The 14,933-nt window shown below is 56.5% G+C and carries 18 protein-coding genes; 9 read left to right on the top strand and 9 right to left on the bottom strand.

Translation table 11 applies throughout. The annotated features are described in order from the left end of the window. Window positions 1-59 precede the first annotated feature (59 nt). Window positions 60-1,892, bottom strand: coding sequence for a cation:proton antiporter (locus tag ACZ1G5_RS00985; protein ID WP_472731080.1), 1,833 nt, complete (start codon window positions 1,890-1,892; stop codon window positions 60-62). Then, complete coding sequence (locus tag ACZ1G5_RS00990; RefSeq protein ID WP_472731081.1) at window positions 1,882-3,054, bottom strand: deoxyguanosinetriphosphate triphosphohydrolase; 1,173 nt, start codon at window positions 3,052-3,054, stop codon at window positions 1,882-1,884. Before ACZ1G5_RS00990 ends, ACZ1G5_RS00985 begins: the two co-directional genes overlap by 11 nt. Window positions 3,055-3,129: 75 nt before the next feature. Between ACZ1G5_RS00990 and ACZ1G5_RS00995 the strand changes: the two genes are divergently transcribed. From ACZ1G5_RS00995 to ACZ1G5_RS01005, 3 genes are all read left to right on the top strand, one after another. Beyond that, window positions 3,130-3,456, top strand: coding sequence for a HesB/IscA family protein (locus tag ACZ1G5_RS00995; RefSeq protein WP_472731082.1), 327 nt, complete (start codon window positions 3,130-3,132; stop codon window positions 3,454-3,456). 367 nt (window positions 3,457-3,823) lie between these two features. After that, entirely contained in the window at window positions 3,824-4,624 is an 801-nt protein-coding gene (xth, locus tag ACZ1G5_RS01000; RefSeq protein WP_472731083.1) for an exodeoxyribonuclease III, read from the top strand. A 42-nt stretch (window positions 4,625-4,666) separates the two neighbouring features. Further along, window positions 4,667-4,987, top strand: coding sequence for a hypothetical protein (locus ACZ1G5_RS01005; RefSeq protein WP_472731084.1), 321 nt, complete (start codon window positions 4,667-4,669; stop codon window positions 4,985-4,987). A 1-nt stretch (window position 4,988) separates the two neighbouring features. Here the strand turns inward: ACZ1G5_RS01005 and ACZ1G5_RS01010 are convergent, their stop codons facing one another. Then, a complete protein-coding gene (locus tag ACZ1G5_RS01010) occupies window positions 4,989-6,137 on the bottom strand; it encodes an FAD-dependent monooxygenase (protein WP_472731085.1) in 1,149 nt (382 codons plus the stop codon). Between the two features lies 1 nt (window position 6,138). Then, window positions 6,139-6,561: an RNA polymerase-binding protein DksA gene (gene dksA / locus ACZ1G5_RS01015; RefSeq protein WP_472731086.1), complete on the bottom strand. Its 423-nt coding sequence runs from the start codon at window positions 6,559-6,561 to the stop codon at window positions 6,139-6,141. A 178-nt stretch (window positions 6,562-6,739) separates the two neighbouring features. Between dksA and ACZ1G5_RS01020 the strand changes: the two genes are divergently transcribed. Next, on the top strand, window positions 6,740-7,579 hold the full coding sequence (locus tag ACZ1G5_RS01020) for an AAA family ATPase (RefSeq protein ID WP_472731087.1): 840 nt from the start codon (window positions 6,740-6,742) through the stop codon (window positions 7,577-7,579). Here ACZ1G5_RS01020 and ACZ1G5_RS01025 read toward each other — a convergent pair. Continuing rightward, complete coding sequence (locus ACZ1G5_RS01025) at window positions 7,576-7,866, bottom strand: hypothetical protein (protein ID WP_472731088.1); 291 nt, start codon at window positions 7,864-7,866, stop codon at window positions 7,576-7,578. The two genes, ACZ1G5_RS01020 and ACZ1G5_RS01025, sit on opposite strands and share 4 nt — an antisense overlap. A gap of 195 nt (window positions 7,867-8,061) precedes the next feature. Between ACZ1G5_RS01025 and ACZ1G5_RS01030 the strand changes: the two genes are divergently transcribed. Genes ACZ1G5_RS01030 through ACZ1G5_RS01045 form a run of 4 tightly spaced genes read left to right on the top strand, consistent with a single transcriptional unit; the run spans window position 8,062 to window position 11,237 of the window. Further along, the gene (locus ACZ1G5_RS01030) at window positions 8,062-8,520 is read left to right on the top strand and encodes a GNAT family N-acetyltransferase (RefSeq protein ID WP_472731089.1); all 459 of its coding nucleotides are present in this window, start codon (window positions 8,062-8,064) and stop codon (window positions 8,518-8,520) included. Further along, window positions 8,517-9,866 carry a DUF2927 domain-containing protein gene (locus ACZ1G5_RS01035; protein ID WP_472731090.1) on the top strand — a complete coding sequence of 450 codons (1,350 nt, stop codon included), beginning with the start codon at window positions 8,517-8,519 and terminating at the stop codon, window positions 9,864-9,866. The genes ACZ1G5_RS01030 and ACZ1G5_RS01035 overlap by 4 nt, the downstream gene beginning before the upstream one ends. A 12-nt stretch (window positions 9,867-9,878) precedes the next feature. After that, on the top strand, window positions 9,879-10,046 hold the full coding sequence (locus tag ACZ1G5_RS01040; RefSeq protein WP_472731091.1) for a hypothetical protein: 168 nt from the start codon (window positions 9,879-9,881) through the stop codon (window positions 10,044-10,046). 3 nt (window positions 10,047-10,049) lie between these two features. Beyond that, window positions 10,050-11,237, top strand: coding sequence for a vWA domain-containing protein (locus ACZ1G5_RS01045; protein ID WP_472731092.1), 1,188 nt, complete (start codon window positions 10,050-10,052; stop codon window positions 11,235-11,237). Window positions 11,238-11,273: 36 nt separating this feature from the next. Here the strand turns inward: ACZ1G5_RS01045 and ACZ1G5_RS01050 are convergent, their stop codons facing one another. Continuing rightward, on the bottom strand, window positions 11,274-11,459 hold the full coding sequence (locus ACZ1G5_RS01050; RefSeq protein WP_472731093.1) for a hypothetical protein: 186 nt from the start codon (window positions 11,457-11,459) through the stop codon (window positions 11,274-11,276). Window positions 11,460-11,622: 163 nt separating this feature from the next. Between ACZ1G5_RS01050 and ACZ1G5_RS01055 the strand changes: the two genes are divergently transcribed. Then, on the top strand, window positions 11,623-12,309 hold the full coding sequence (locus tag ACZ1G5_RS01055) for a M48 family metallopeptidase (RefSeq protein WP_472731094.1): 687 nt from the start codon (window positions 11,623-11,625) through the stop codon (window positions 12,307-12,309). 199 nt (window positions 12,310-12,508) lie between these two features. Here the strand turns inward: ACZ1G5_RS01055 and ACZ1G5_RS01060 are convergent, their stop codons facing one another. Genes ACZ1G5_RS01060 through ACZ1G5_RS01070 form a run of 3 tightly spaced genes read right to left on the bottom strand, consistent with a single transcriptional unit; the run spans window position 12,509 to window position 14,862 of the window. After that, the gene (locus ACZ1G5_RS01060; protein ID WP_472731095.1) at window positions 12,509-13,060 is read right to left on the bottom strand and encodes an RSP_2648 family PIN domain-containing protein; all 552 of its coding nucleotides are present in this window, start codon (window positions 13,058-13,060) and stop codon (window positions 12,509-12,511) included. Further along, on the bottom strand, window positions 13,057-14,262 hold the full coding sequence (locus ACZ1G5_RS01065) for an RSP_2647 family RNA methyltransferase (protein ID WP_472731096.1): 1,206 nt from the start codon (window positions 14,260-14,262) through the stop codon (window positions 13,057-13,059). The genes ACZ1G5_RS01060 and ACZ1G5_RS01065 overlap by 4 nt, the downstream gene beginning before the upstream one ends. 45 nt (window positions 14,263-14,307) lie before the next feature. Then, window positions 14,308-14,862: a DUF6778 family protein gene (locus ACZ1G5_RS01070; RefSeq protein WP_472731097.1), complete on the bottom strand. Its 555-nt coding sequence runs from the start codon at window positions 14,860-14,862 to the stop codon at window positions 14,308-14,310. Between the last annotated feature and the right edge of the window lie 71 nt (window positions 14,863-14,933).

The following is a 14,933-nucleotide window of genomic DNA, read 5'->3' on the forward strand; positions in this document are numbered from 1 at the left end:
TAAATATTCAGGCGGTTTATCACCCTGCTGGGGCAGAGCAACAGAGTTTTGCGAAAAACCTAACCCGCGGGCGGTTGTTCGTCCGCAACATCATCGGGCGGACGCAACGCGATCAAACGTACATCAGGGCCAGCGTTGACGTCTTCATCCTTGCGGATCAACTTGATGATGCCATTGGGCGCAATGCGCGCAACCACATGCGCCTCGGGTCGTTCGCTGCGCCAGTCATCGAAAGTGAACGCGTCAGTCAGGCGCGTCACGCGAAAAGACCAGCCATCTGTGATCAGGCGTTCCAATCCGGCATGGGTTTCTTCAGGCCCGAACCATCGCCCTCCCAGCGTGCGGGGCAATTGATGACGCGCGCTGTCACTTTTCTCGCGCATCACCTGAAATACATTTTCACGGCCAAACTCCGGTGCCAGATCGGTCGCAACCAGCGTATTGTACGCGTCATTGTCTGTTGCGGCCACAATCGTGGCATAGCTGACCAACTCCACCCGCTGTTCGGCCGCTTCGGACAGGATATCGCCTGAGAACGTATCGATCCCGGCAGCACGTGCCGCCCGAAGATGGCCAAAATTCGGGTCGGTCATCAACACAGGGATATCAGCCTTTTTCAAAGCTTCAGCAAAGGCTGTTGTCCATCGCGATCCACCAATGATCACAACACCCGGGGTATCGGCCCCCGTCAGTCCCAGCCAACGGGCAAACGGCGATAGCGTAAATCCGTGCAGTACAACGGTGAAGGCCACCAAGACAAAGGCCAGTGGCGCGATAAGGGCCGCATCGTCGAACCCAAGGTTCAACAGCCGGTCACCAAAGAGCCCCGCCACAGCCACCAAAACCACGCCGCGCGGACCTGTGAAGGCTACCAAAATCTGTTCGCGCCACGGCACACCAGATCCGGCAAGGGAAATCAGGACCGTCAGCGGCCTCGCCACGAAAACCACCACACCCACAAATAACAGCGCGCGCCAATCAAGCGCCCAAAGCGCGTCTACATCCAACCCTGCGGCCAGCAAGATGAACACGCCCGAGACCAGCAAAACCGTCGCATGTTCCTTGAAACGGCGAAGTTCCTCATAGCTGGGCAGGTTCGCGTTCGCGATTACGATACCCATGATCGTCACCGCCAGCAGCCCGCTTTCATGCAGCACCATGTCCGACACCGCGAAGACAGCGACAAGCAGTGCGAACAGTACTGGTACTTTCATATACTCAGGCACCCAGCCGCGTTTGAAGCTGCGCGCAAGCCCCCAACCCGCAACACCGCCCAAAATGGTGGCGACCACAATCCCAATGACTAGCTCAACCATCGCCGCACCAAAGGTCGTGGCTGTGTTCAGGACCAGGACAACCGAAAAGGCAAGCACGGCAGCAAGTGCGCCGATGGGGTCGTTAACGATGGCCTCCCATTGCAGCAGTGCAGCCGGGCGTTTCGCCAATCTTGCCGTGCGCAGCAGCGGGGCAATGACAGTTGGGCCAGTAACAATCATGATGCCGCCAAAAACGGCCGCACTCTCCCAACTCAGTCCGGCCCCGTATCGCAGTGCCAAAGCTGATGTGAGCCAGCCCAGCGGCGCACCCACAAAAACCAACCGTTTTACCCCGGCCGCCGCATCCTGCAACGAATGAAAATTCAGCGTCAGACCGCCCTCAAACAAAATAATTGCAACCGCGATTGAAATGATCGGGATCATCAGCGGACCAATATCTCGGGCGGGATCGAATACACCCAACACGGGGCCGATCAGCACGCCAGCAACCAGCATCAAGACAATGGCGGGCATCCGCAATCGCCAGGCAAGCCATTGCGACCCGACCCCTAATGCGCCAACCAATGCGATTGCCATCGCGGGCGCCAATGCCCCTGCTGCGGTTTCAACTGCCATCTATCACACCCGCCGGTATCTGTTCGCCACCAATGAGGCGTTTGTGTTCCTGAATAGCAAACCGATCGGTCATGCCTGCGATATAGTCAGCAACGATGCGCGCAAGCGCTGTTTCATCCGGCGCATCGGCTACATCCTTGCGCCATTGCTTTGGCAATTCATCACTGTTTTGCATGAAGAACGGGAACAAATCGTTGATCATCTGTGTAACGACAACACGCATCTCCACGACGGCGGGGGCACGGTACATCCGCTGAAACAAGAACTTGCGAATGACCTTCAGGTCCGTCCACAAAGCGGGGGAAAACTGTACCAGCATGCGGCCCGCGTTGCGCACATCCTGCACGTTTCGGGGGGCGACCTCAGCCAGATTTGCACGGCTGACGTTGATCACATCCTCCACCAATATGCCAAAGAAACGGCGCAATGCCTCATGGCGACGGCGATAGTAATTCAACCCAGGATACTTGGCATCCACACGGGCAAAGCAATCCTGCAAAATTGGCAAGGCGGCAAGCTCATCGGTACTGAACAACTCAGCACGAAGTCCGTCATGTAAATCGTGATTATTATAGGCAATGTCATCGGCAAGTGCGGCGGCCTGTGCTTCTGCGCTCGCGTGCGTGTGCAATTCGAGATCATGGCGCGCGTTATATGCTGCAAGAGCCCAAGGAATGTCCCCCGTCACGGGACCATTATGCTTGGCAATGCCTTCAAGGCTTTCCCACGTCAGGTTCAGCCCGTCCCATTCGGCATAGTGTCGCTCTAAATTAGTAACAATATGAAGCGCTTGGGCGTTGTGATCAAAGCCGCCGTAGGGCTGCATCAAGGCGTCAAGTGCCTCTTCTCCGGTATGCCCGAAAGGGGTGTGACCCAGATCATGGGCAAGAGCTACCGCCTCGGTCAGCTCAACATTCAGGTTCAGGGCCGCGGCCACAGTGCGCGCAACTTGCGCCACTTCGATAGAGTGCGTCAGACGGGTGCGGAAATAGTCGCCCTCATGTTCGATAAAGACCTGTGTCTTATGCTTTAAACGCCGGAAAGCGCTGGCATGAATAATCCGATCCCGGTCGCGTTGAAAAGGCGAGCGAAAAACGCTTTCTTCTTCCGGGTACAGCCGCCCGCGCGGATTTGCGGGGTCGATCGCGTATGGCGCTGCCATTGTGTTTGCCTGTCTTGTCGCGTTTGCCTGCCTTCCCTATATTACACCTGAAACCGAACTGATAGGCTTGAAGCGATGTTCACCGTCCCACCCAAAGTTACCCCGCGCGCGTTCGAACGTCTGGCCGAAATCGGCGCATCGGCCCAAGGCAAAGCCCTGCGCGTCGCGGTCGAGGGCGGCGGCTGTTCAGGTTTTCAATATGAAATCGACCTTGATGACCCCAAAGAAGATGACCTTGTCCTGTCAGAACAAGGCGAAACCGTCGTGATCGATAGCGTTTCGCTGCCGTTTCTTGCAGATGCGGTAATCGACTTCAGCGAAGAGCTGATCGGTGCACGTTTCGTCATTAACAACCCCAATGCAACGTCATCTTGCGGGTGTGGGACATCGTTTTCGATGTAGGCGGCAATCTTGCTGCGATACGTTTGTTGCGACTGAGCGACCGATTTGAGCCAAAAGTGTAACGCAGGCCCCGTTCGGGTATCGCCCGACCTGGAGGGCACCAACATCACGGCTTGGCAACGCATTTCAATGACCTCGACCTTCAAGTATGTTGAAACGCTGCAAAATCGCCCTCCGGGGGGAGGTCGGGCGATGCCCGGTCGCGGCCGGGCGGTTGTTCTATGTGGTATCTGACACGACTAAAACGAACGACAGCTTTGTCGGCAAAGCAGACGTATCTAACGGATTCCCTCACCTCTGATAACGCGACAGTTGCCTTTCCTTGCACCCTTCGCCAAAACAATCCCGAACCAATGGGGGCCCCACCATGAAAATCGCGACATTCAACATCAACGGTGTCAAAGCCCGCATCGGCGCGCTGACCGATTGGATTGACGAGGCGCAACCCGATGTCGCCGTGTTGCAAGAGATCAAGTCGATCGACGAAGGTTTTCCCCGCGACGTGTTTGAAGACAAAGGCTATAACGTCGAAACCCATGGTCAAAAGGGGTTCAACGGCGTCGCAATCCTGTCCAAACTACCGTTGGAGGACGTCACGCGTGGCCTGCCAGGCGCACAGGGTGCCGGTCGCGATGGCGTCGATGACGAAGAGGCGCGCTATATCGAAGCCACGGTCGTCGGTGAAAAAGCTGTACGCATTTGCGGGCTATACCTGCCCAACGGCAACCCCGCGCCGGGTCCGAAATACGACTACAAACTGCGCTGGATGGCGCGTCTGCACGACCGCGCGCTGCAGCTTTTGCAACGTGAAGAAATTGCTCTAATGTGCGGTGACTACAACATTATTCCACAAGCCGAAGATGCCGCGCGCGCCGATGCGTGGCGCGATGATGCGTTGTTTCGCCAAGAAAGTCGCGATGCCTATCGCCGCATCCTCAATCTTGGCTTCACGGAGGCTTTTCGATCCCGCCAAGCAGGTGCAGGCCACTATTCTTTCTGGGATTATCAGGCGGGCGCTTGGGACAAGAATGATGGCATTCGCATTGATCACTTCTTGCTGACCCCGCAATGCGCCGACTTGCTGCAAAACTGCTGGATCGAAAGCGAAGTGCGCGGGCGCGAAAAACCCTCTGATCACGTTCCCGTCTGGGTCGACCTTGCAGCCTAGGTATCAGATGCGTTAAATTGGTGCGGGTTCAGGGGGAATACAGTGATTAAGCCGTTCATCTATGTCGCAGCGATTGCGATCAGCCTTCCAACGCCGGGTCAAGCGCAGTGTCGTATAGCAGTGGCTGGCAGCTCTTGCGTATCAATACCGCAACCGCTGACACCCCCGCCCGGCCCGGTTGAGGTTGGCGATGTTCTGGAGCGTGGTCAGTATTCCATGCTCATGAATGCGAGGTACTATGGGCTACCGACGGTCAGTGATGGCTGGGTCTATATGCGCATCGAAGACGACATTTACCGTGTCGATTGGCGCAGCCATACGGTGCTCGAACGCGTCACCCACAAGGCCAGCCGCAACTGGTAACTCAGGCTGTCACATCGTAGTCGTATAGCCAGCCAAGTCGGTTTATGAATGCAGTCGGTGCCACTTTGCCCATCGTCCGCAGTCCAGCATGTGCAATGCGTCGTGACAGGCCATCCAAATGGTAATTTTTGGCGTTCGCGTTAGCTGCCTCAATCGCCCTGACAACCCGCGCGCGACGCTTCTCTTGATACGCCTTAAGGCCCGCATCCAGCGACGCGGTCTCATTGCAGCACCGCGCCAATGTATAGGCGTCTTCAATGGCCAGGTTCGCCCCCTGCGCCAAGAACGGGAGCGTTGGATGCGCTGCATCACCCAAGATCGCAATCGACCCCATCCGCCATTTCTCTGCCACGGGATGCCGAAAAAGACCCCATAAGCTGGTTTTCTCGACCGCGCCCAGGATGCCTTTGACCTCCCACCCACAGTCAGCGAAAGCCATGCGAAGATTGCCGGGATCATCAGCGTGGTTCCAGCCTTCTTCCGCCCATTGGCTACGCGCTTGCACTGCCACGATATTTAGTCGTCCGCCGGGTAACGGATAGGTCACCATATGGCGGCCCGGCGCCATCCATATCCGCGCGACAGGATCACTCTTGTCCGTCTTGATCATCGCGCGCCAGGCAACCTGCCCTGTAAAGAAAGGCGTCGTCGGTCTATTGATCATACTGCGGACGACCGAGCGCAGGCCATCAGCCCCAATCGTCAGATCCGAGGTCACATGGTCACCCTCAATCAAAAAGCTGCCGTCCGGACGCAAGGACGCGATACGGCAACCCAGTTTTACCGTCACCCCCGCAGCTTCGCAGGCCCGTGCCAGAACATCGATCAATGCAGCCCGGTGGTAAAAGCGGTATGGTGGTGTTCGTGCAATCAGATCAAAACGGGTGATGTCCCGGCTGGTCAGGGCGTCCATCGGGATAACAGCCTGTGCGGTCGTACCGCTCGCATTCAGCGCGCGATCAAGGCCCAGCGCGTTCAGCGCCCGAGCACCATTAGGTGTGATTTGCAAGCCAGCACCAACTTCAGTCAATGCCGGCGACTGTTCGTAGACTGTGACGTCTGCGCCGGCCCGTGCAAAGGCCAGCGCCGCAGTTAACCCCCCAATGCCGCCGCCGATTACAGCGATGCTGCGGCCTTGGTTGTGGGTCATATCAATCGTCCCGGTGGACCTTTTCGCGGCGTTCGTGACGTTCTTGTGCCTCAAGGCTCATGGTGGCGATCGGACGGGCATCCAGACGTTTCAGCGAAATCGGTTCGCCAGTTTTTTCGCAGTAGCCGTACTCGCCTTCTTCAATACGGCGCAATGCCGCGTCGATCTTGTTGACCAGCTTGCGCTGCCGGTCACGTGTGCGCAATTCCAGGGACCGGTCCGTTTCTTCCGAGGCGCGATCCGCAACGTCAGGGATATTGCGGGTTTGATCTTTCATGCCTGCAACAGTGTCGCGGCTATCTTCCATCAGATCGGCTTTCCATGTCAGCAACTTGCGGCGGAAATACTCGGTCTGCTTTTCGTTCATAAACGGTTCGTCGTCTGCTGGGCGATAGTCGTCTGCAAGAAACACTTCGGCCTTCATCGTCAATCCCTTTCACTCTGGCGTCCGCTCAAGAAACACGCGGTTGCCCTCACCCGATTTCGCGCCGGTTTACTCCCTTGGTTCCCCGCTGTCACCCCCCTTTTTGTCAGCCCCGCGGGGTGTTGATGATCCCGAATGACCTGCTAGGTTGCGCTTGAAAATCGAAGGGTTTGTGATCATGCAATTCACCGGTACCGACACTTATGTCGCAACTGACGATCTCACGATGGCTGTGAATGCCGCCGTCACCTTGGAGCGCCCTCTTCTTGTCAAGGGCGAACCCGGAACTGGCAAGACAGAACTGGCACGCCAAGTCAGTGCATCACTAGATCTGCCCATGATTGAATGGCATATCAAATCCACAACCAAGGCGCAGCAAGGTCTGTATGAGTATGACGCCGTCAGCCGTTTGCGCGATAGCCAATTGGGCGATGCGCGCGTGCATGACGTCGCCAACTATATCAAAAAGGGCAAACTTTGGCAGGCTTTTGGTGCCGACGGCAAAGTCGTGTTGCTGATTGATGAAATTGACAAGGCAGATATCGAATTCCCAAACGATCTGCTGCAAGAACTCGACCGGATGGAGTTCCACGTTTACGAGACCGGAGAAACAGTCAAGGCGATCCACCGCCCTATCGTGATCATCACTTCCAACAACGAAAAGGAACTACCGGACGCGTTCCTGCGCCGTTGCTTTTTCCACTATATCCGCTTTCCAGACATCGACACGATGCGCCAGATTGTTGAGGTGCATCATCCGGGTATCAAGGATCAATTGCTGACGGCTGCTTTGACACAGTTCTACGAGTTGCGAGAGACAGCCGGGCTCAAGAAGAAGCCGTCAACGTCTGAGGTACTGGATTGGCTGAAATTGCTTCTGGCCGAAGATCTAAACGCAGACGACCTTAAACGCGACGGTGCAAATGCGCTGCCAAAGCTACATGGCGCACTGCTGAAGAATGAACAGGACGTACATCTATTTGAACGACTGGCATTTATGGCACGTGGTCAGCGTTAGCCCGGACTTAAATCAATTCCTTGCGCGGCACCAAAGGCGCGGCAGTAGTCCAACCAATCGCCAAACTCCTCGGAGAAGACAGCCATCACACCACGGTCGCGCCATTCATCGTATTTTGCGGTCATTGCGGCCTCGACATAGACTGCGGGGGCACTCATCCCTTCGCTTTGTGCCTGCATAACGGCCGCATTGATCCATTTGGCTTGACCAAACTCCAGCAGATAGACCACTTCATCGCTTTCAACATAATCACGACCAAAGGCACAGAGCCCTGCACATTCCGCCATGCTTTGCTGAACGGCTGCGCGGTCGCAGGTCCAGCCAAGATGGAAGCAAAGAGGGCAACAGGTTCAATAAATTTCCTCATTGCTCCACTCTTTGTGACAATTATGGCCTGCTTGTAACTTACCCACAGCTAATTGACTGGTCCTGCCCGGAAACACAGCTATTGTCTGCTCAACACCAAAGACGAGCATGTAAGAATGAACCCTCAACCCAGCGCAATAATCCGCCCTTTGCAGGCCGACGACAAAAAAGACTGGCACAGGCTTTGGACCGCCTATCTGGCATTTTACGACACCAGCGTCCCGGAAGCTGTTTATGAAAGCACCTTTGCCCGGCTGTTGGGGAATGACCCGCAGGATTTTCACGGTTTGGTGGCGCAGGTTGATGGCGCTGTTGTCGGGTTGGTTCACTATGTCTTTCATCGCCATTGCTGGCGCATCGAAAGCGTCTGCTACCTTCAGGATCTTTATGCTGACCCATCCGTACGCGGCACAGGTGTCGGGCGGAAATTGATTGAAGCGGTCTATGCGGCCGCCGACGTGCAAGGCGCACCTTCGGTTTACTGGATGACCCAAGATGACAATCACACCGGGCGTCAGCTCTATGACCGTGTCGGCAAACTGACCAATTTTATCAAATATCAGAGACCCGCATGAAGCAATTTGCCGTCCTCGCTTTGGCCTTTCTTGCGGCCTGCGCCCAGCCGCCTGCCGGACCGGACCCTATCCGCCTCGACTTCCCCGAGGTGCGCCGGTTTGCGGCGGATAGCCCCGGACGCGCTATGCGGCCAAACTCAGAAATTGCGCTCGATTTCGTTGACTTGGCGTTTCGGATGGAAAGTGGGCGCGCCCTTCCTGTTCTGACGCGATTTGAAGGGCCGATTACAGTGCGGGTTGCTGGCCCAATGAGCCAGACAACGCTGGATGATCTGGCCGATCTTCTCAAGCGACTGCGGGCAGAGGCACGCATCGACATCCAATTCACTAACGACGAAGATGCAAATATCGTGATTGAAGCGGTTCCAAGCCGGACCCTGCAACGGGTTGCGCCAAACGCTGCTTGCTTCGTCGTGCCCCGCATCCAAAGCTGGGCGGCACTCCGCGCGGCACGCGGCACCGACGTCCTTGACTGGGCGACACTGCGTCAACGTGAAAAGGCCGGTATCTTCATCCCATCAGACGTCACTCCGCAGGAAATCCGGGACTGCCTGCATGAAGAACTGGCGCAGGCGCTTGGACCGCTCAATGACCTCTACCGTTTGCCGGACTCCGTCTTCAATGACGACAATATTCATGCCGTCCTGACCGGCTTTGATATGCTTGTTCTGCGGGCCTATTATGCGCCGCAACTTCAAAGCGGGATGACCCGGGAACAGGTCACAGAACGCCTGCCCCGTATTCTGGCCCGGCTGAACCCGCGCGGCCAGCGAAGCGGTGGCGAAATCCCGTCAAACACATCGCGCGAATGGATCACCGCGATGACTGTCGCCTTAGGCGATGGCGTCTCTGAAAGGCGTCGCCGAGAGGCAGCAGCACGCGCAATCGCAATAGGACAGTCCAAAGGCTGGACCGGCACCCGTGAAGGGTTTGCCAACTACGCCTATGGCCGCCTGCAAATCGGCAATGATGCGTCGCTTGCGTTAGGAGCCTTCAATGCGGCCGGACGCGCTTACAGGCAGCGACCTATCACCAATATCCATTCCGCCCATATTGCCGTTCAATTGGCCGCCTTCACGCTGATCTCTCGCAATGCGGAAGCGACGATTGCAATCACAAGCCCTGCCATTGAAACCGCGCGCATTCATGAAAATGCCGCCCTCATGTCGCTTCTGATGATGTTCAAGGCCGAAGCGCTTGACCTGCAAGGCAACGCCGATGAAGCAACAGCGCTTCGTATGGACAGTTTGGGATGGGCGCTCTATGGATTCGGCAGCCGCGAACAAGTCATTGACCGGCTCAATGAAATCGCATCCCTGGTGCCCCAAATTGAGCCCATCCAATAAAGGCCCTATCCTATGATCCCACTGATTGGACTTGTAATTGGCGCTGTCTTTGGCGCACTGCGCGCGAAGGCACGCGGCGGCAAAGGTAAGGATATGCTGCAATGGGGTGCTGTTTTCGCCATCATCTTTGGCGTGATCGGGATGTTCGTTCTGATCTTCCTGCAACGGTCTCTCGGCTAACCCATGTTTCTGCCTTTCTTTGACAATTTGCGCAGCAACGGAGTGCCCGTCTCGCTACGCGAGTTCCTGTCATTTCTTGAAGGGATGAAAGCCGGACTGGCCACTTACGATGTTGAGGCGTTTTATTTCCTCGCGCGTACAACGATGGTCAAGGACGAGCGGCACCTGGACAAGTTTGACCGCGCCTTCGCGGCCACCTTTGAAGGCCTTGACAGCATCCCAGATGAGGCGGTGCTGAATGCAGTCGATATCCCCGCCGAATGGCTGGAAAAGCTGGCCGAAAAGCACCTCAGCGATGCCGAGAAAGCCGAAATCGAGGCACTGGGCGGCTTTGACAAGCTCATGGAGACCCTCAAAAAACGGCTTGAGGAACAAAAGGGCCGCCATCAGGGAGGGTCTAAGTGGGTTGGCACAGCGGGCACCTCGCCTTTTGGGGCTTACGGTTACAATCCCGAAGGCGTGCGCATCGGGCAGAAAGAAAGCCGCCATCAACGGGCGGTCAAAGTCTGGGACAAACGCGAATTCAAAAATCTCGATGACAAGGTTGAACTGGGCACCCGCAACATCAAAGTGGCATTGAAACGCTTGCGCCGCTGGGCCCGTGACGGGGCACATGACGAACTGGACCTCAACGGCACAATCCGCGCCACAGCCGAACATGGATACCTCGACGTCCAGACCCGACCCGAACGGCGCAATGCTGTCAAAGTGCTGCTGTTTCTTGATATTGGCGGCTCTATGGACCCGCATATCAAAGTGGTTGAAGAACTCTTCAGTGCGGCCAAATCCGAGTTTAAACATTTCGAATATTTCTATTTCCACAACTGCCTCTACGAAGGGGTCTGGAAAGACAACCGCCGCCGCTGGAACGCGCAAACGCCCACCTGGGATGTGCTGCGCACCTACGGGCCGGACTACAAATGCATTTTTGTGGGTGACGCCAGCATGTCACCTTATGAAATCGCTTTCCAAGGTGGCGCAAACGAACATTGGAACGAAGAAGCAGGCCACACCTGGCTGGAACGGGCCCGCGATCAATGGCCCAACCATCTGTGGATCAATCCGCTGGACCAGCGATACTGGCCCTACACCCAATCCATCCAAATGATCCAAGAAATTTTCGGGGCGGACCGCATGGTGCCGATGACCTTGGCTGGAATTGAAACCGGCATGAAGGCCTTGGGGCGCTGAACTGACCGCAGCCCGCAATCCACGTCGCGAAGGGCGCTACTCGCTGATGACGACGCTATATCTGTCTGTTTCGTCCACGAAAGCCACCTCACCTTTCGACACAACCGGGATCGATGACGAAAAGTGAATCTCTGGGCTGTCACTTTTACTCACATCAGCCCCGCAGGCCGTAAGGCCAAGTATCGCAGCGCCCAATATGACAATCTGGCTGGTCTGTGTCATCTCAAATCCCCTTAGTCTCACCAACGCCAAAGAATGGCAGTGTCACAAGGACTACGGGTAGGCGCCGCATATTATTCGCGATTGGACCAAAATAATGCGGCGGCCCATGCGTTCGCGCGCTCACCACCCTTGAGAAACAGCACGATGCGCCCATATCAACGGTATGATCAAACTCATGCCCATCCTCCTCGCCGTTCTTTACGGTCTCGCCATGTATCGCTTTTCAAGTTGGCGCACCAAGCAGGAGCTTGACCGCAACTCGACAGAGCTTGCCGATCCTATCCTCAAGGTATTGATGGACCGGATGGCCAAGGCGCTCGATATTGATCGGATCAAAGTGCATATCTATGAAATTGAACCGGTGAACGGGCTTGCCGCGCCAGATGGGCGGATCTTCATCACCCGTGGGTTTGTCAACAAATACCGCGCGGGCGAGGTTACATCCGAGGAAATGGCAACCGTGATCGCACATGAACTTGGCCATGTTGCGTTGGGCCATTCACGCAGGCGGATGATTGATTTTTCAGGGCAGAATGCCATGCGCACAGCTCTGGCCATGATCCTTGGGCGGTTTATTCCCGGTGTAGGTCCGTGGATCGCAAATGCCCTCATGAGCCTGCTTGCGGCGCGCCTGTCGCGCAGTGATGAATTCGAAGCGGATGCCTACGCATCTGCCCTGCTGGTCAAGGCAGGCATCGGCACAGAGCCGCAGAAGTCACTTTTCAAGAAGCTGGAAACGCTGACTGGTGCCCGTGGCGCTGCGACACCAGCATGGATGATGAGCCACCCCAAGACGCCGCAGCGGATCGCCGCAATTGAGGCAAATGAAACCAAGTGGACATCGGCCTAGACCGGGCTTTGTCATCACCTTGCGCATTTAGAAAACGGACTGTGCGGAACGGCACAGACGCGGAACAGTCAGAACATTAGCCTTTGGGCCATAGTGATTGTTCTTTTTGACGATGTCTTATGTTTCTTCCTCGGTGAAAGGCCTGCATGTCCCGGCAGAGCCTTTCACCAACTTCCCCAAAATCGGAAAACTCCCAACCCTAGTTGTCGGCAGCTTCCAGTGACTTACCAAACCGCGGCATCCGTGCCTTCTTCATCAATGCGCGCATCGTCCACGGCTTGTCTGACAGCCGGTTTGCCTCAGCCAGCACCGTCTGTGCCACAGCAGTGACCTGATCGGGCGCTTGTTGAAGCAAAATCAGCGCAAACCCATCAGGATCCCAGCGCAAGAGTGCCTCATCCCCCAATATGTCTTTGGGGAAATCTTTGGCGTTCATCGTCAGGACACCATCACAGGACCCTACAACCGCCGCCGTAAGTACATGAATATCGGCCGGATCAGGAAGCCAATATTTTCTTTCCTGCGCTGCGCTATAGGCTACCACCGCCTGCGGAAACGCCGCGCCAAGCGCCGCAATCTCTCCGCGTGCCCAGACTTCTTCGGCGGGGCCGAGCTTGCCCGCCGCCCGCGCCCATTCTTCCAAGATGCGCTGCGACCAGCGGGCCTCGTACAATCCCGCCTTTGCACATCCGAGTAAGACTTCACGCATCACCGTTGGATAGAGCACGCAAGCGTCGATCATCACCCTCATAGGCGGAACGTCAGCGCCTTTAGATATCCGCTTTCTGCAAGATGTGGCAGCAATGGGTGATCTGGTCCCGCGGATCCGGTGTAGATGATTTGCCCCCGACGCCCACCGCGCCCGATGCCGCGCGCGGATGCGTTGCGGAATTTGGTCAGGTCTGCGGCGTGCGAACACGAACATACGGTCAGGTATCCGCCTTCTGCAACCAAAGGGGCGGCCAACCGCGCGATGCGCTCATAAGCGCGCAATCCGGCGTCCAATGCTGGCTTTGACGGCGCAAAGGCAGGTGGGTCGCAAATCACAACATCAAAAACTTCACCCGCGTCGGCCAGTGCCGTCAGAACGTCAAACGCATCGCCCTTGCGGGTTGCAAATTGCTGTTCAACCTTCATCGCAGCGGCCCCTTGGATTGCAAGCTCCAGCGCTGGTGCAGACCCGTCAACCGCCAGAACCGACGTTGCATCAGCAGCCAGTGCCGCCAAACCAAATCCGCCCACATGTGAAAATACGTCCAGAACCCGTGCATTCTTTGACAACCCGGCCACGAAAGCGTGGTTTGGCCGCTGGTCAAAGAACAACCCGGTCTTTTGTCCACTCATGACGTCAGCCATATAAATGGCACCGTTCATAGGTACCTGCACCGGACCGGCGGGTGCTGCGCCGATCAGCACATCGGTTTTTTCTTCCAACCCTTCCAATGTACGGGCACGCCCTGTCCCATTCATGATGACAGTTGCCACTCCTGTCACCTGTTGCAAGGCCGCCGTCAGGGGGGCAATCAACATGTCCGCCCAAGCCGCATTCGGCTGCACAACCGCCAGATCACCAAACCGGTCGATGATAACACCAGGCAGACCATCAGCCTCCGCATGCACAAGACGATAGTAAGGCGTGTCATACAGCCTCTCACGATGCGCGAGCGCTCGGGACAACCGTACCGCAAACCATGCTTGATCAATGATCGCGTCAGGATCCTGATCCAGCATACGACAAATGATCTTGGATGCAGGATTGACCGTCACAACACCCATCGGGGTGCGATTGGCATCTTCAAGTCGCGCGATTGTACCGGGTGCTAGGTTGCGGGTCCGCCGGTCAGTGACCAGCTCATTGGCATAGACCCACGGAAAGCCGTGGCGTATGGCCCGTGCTTCGGCCTTGGGGATCAGGCGGACGACGGGGAAAGCAGAAGATGTTTGATCTGTCATACGCGCCTCCTATCCGCTCTCGCAGTCGCTGGAAAGAGGGCGACGCTAGATCAGTTGCGCGCGCAGCAGCCCCGTCAGGAAATCGGTTACACGGACTTTCTGGGTTTGACCGCTGTCCTCTAACCGAACGGCGCGTTCACCACCCGGCGCATCCAAATTGCCCACGATACGGCGGGTCGGCTCAATAACGGCACCTGTGACGGCATTTCGGATCGTGAGATCGAAAATGATGTTGTAAACGCCGCCCACGGTATAGCGCGTGCGGTTCGTCACCCCATGAAAGCGGATCAGCGTGACATCCAAAGTCACCGGGACATCGCCCTGCAAGACCAAACGATTGCGCGCGGCGGCATCCTGAAACATCTGCTCGATTTGTGGTAGTCGAGGACCCGGTGGATCACCCCTCCAAACAATGTCGGCTGTGGGATAAAACCGTTCACTCTCCGAGACCTCCAAATCAGCAAGCGCTGCAAAATTCAGCCCGCGCAAGTCGTAGGATCGCGAAACAACCGGACGTGGCGCGCTGCGCGGTGTCAGCGCGGATCCGCAACCGGCGAGGCAAACCGCCGAAACTGAAGTAAGAAATGTCCGTCTGTGCATATCAAGCGCCAACCTTATAGTGTCGAAGCTGTCTCTAGCACGGCGATCGGGCTGTGATAACTCCTTGCAAC

The sequence above is a fragment of the Yoonia sp. JB2-21 genome, assembly GCF_055693545.1.

Coding starts and splice junctions, on each gene's coding strand:
- ACZ1G5_RS00985 (WP_472731080.1), bottom strand. CDS start 1,892: ATGGCAGTTGAAACCGCAGCAGGGGCATTGGCGCCCGCGATGGCAATC.
- ACZ1G5_RS00990 (WP_472731081.1), bottom strand. CDS start 3,054: ATGGCAGCGCCATACGCGATCGACCCCGCAAATCCGCGCGGGCGGCTG.
- ACZ1G5_RS00995 (WP_472731082.1), top strand. CDS start 3,130: ATGTTCACCGTCCCACCCAAAGTTACCCCGCGCGCGTTCGAACGTCTG.
- xth (WP_472731083.1), top strand. CDS start 3,824: ATGAAAATCGCGACATTCAACATCAACGGTGTCAAAGCCCGCATCGGC.
- ACZ1G5_RS01010 (WP_472731085.1), bottom strand. CDS start 6,137: ATGACCCACAACCAAGGCCGCAGCATCGCTGTAATCGGCGGCGGCATT.
- dksA (WP_472731086.1), bottom strand. CDS start 6,561: ATGAAGGCCGAAGTGTTTCTTGCAGACGACTATCGCCCAGCAGACGAC.
- ACZ1G5_RS01020 (WP_472731087.1), top strand. CDS start 6,740: ATGCAATTCACCGGTACCGACACTTATGTCGCAACTGACGATCTCACG.
- ACZ1G5_RS01025 (WP_472731088.1), bottom strand. CDS start 7,866: ATGGCGGAATGTGCAGGGCTCTGTGCCTTTGGTCGTGATTATGTTGAA.
- ACZ1G5_RS01030 (WP_472731089.1), top strand. CDS start 8,062: ATGAACCCTCAACCCAGCGCAATAATCCGCCCTTTGCAGGCCGACGAC.
- ACZ1G5_RS01035 (WP_472731090.1), top strand. CDS start 8,517: ATGAAGCAATTTGCCGTCCTCGCTTTGGCCTTTCTTGCGGCCTGCGCC.
- ACZ1G5_RS01040 (WP_472731091.1), top strand. CDS start 9,879: ATGATCCCACTGATTGGACTTGTAATTGGCGCTGTCTTTGGCGCACTG.
- ACZ1G5_RS01045 (WP_472731092.1), top strand. CDS start 10,050: ATGTTTCTGCCTTTCTTTGACAATTTGCGCAGCAACGGAGTGCCCGTC.
- ACZ1G5_RS01050 (WP_472731093.1), bottom strand. CDS start 11,459: ATGACACAGACCAGCCAGATTGTCATATTGGGCGCTGCGATACTTGGC.
- ACZ1G5_RS01055 (WP_472731094.1), top strand. CDS start 11,623: ATGATCAAACTCATGCCCATCCTCCTCGCCGTTCTTTACGGTCTCGCC.
- ACZ1G5_RS01060 (WP_472731095.1), bottom strand. CDS start 13,060: ATGAGGGTGATGATCGACGCTTGCGTGCTCTATCCAACGGTGATGCGT.
- ACZ1G5_RS01065 (WP_472731096.1), bottom strand. CDS start 14,262: ATGACAGATCAAACATCTTCTGCTTTCCCCGTCGTCCGCCTGATCCCC.
- ACZ1G5_RS01070 (WP_472731097.1), bottom strand. CDS start 14,862: ATGCACAGACGGACATTTCTTACTTCAGTTTCGGCGGTTTGCCTCGCC.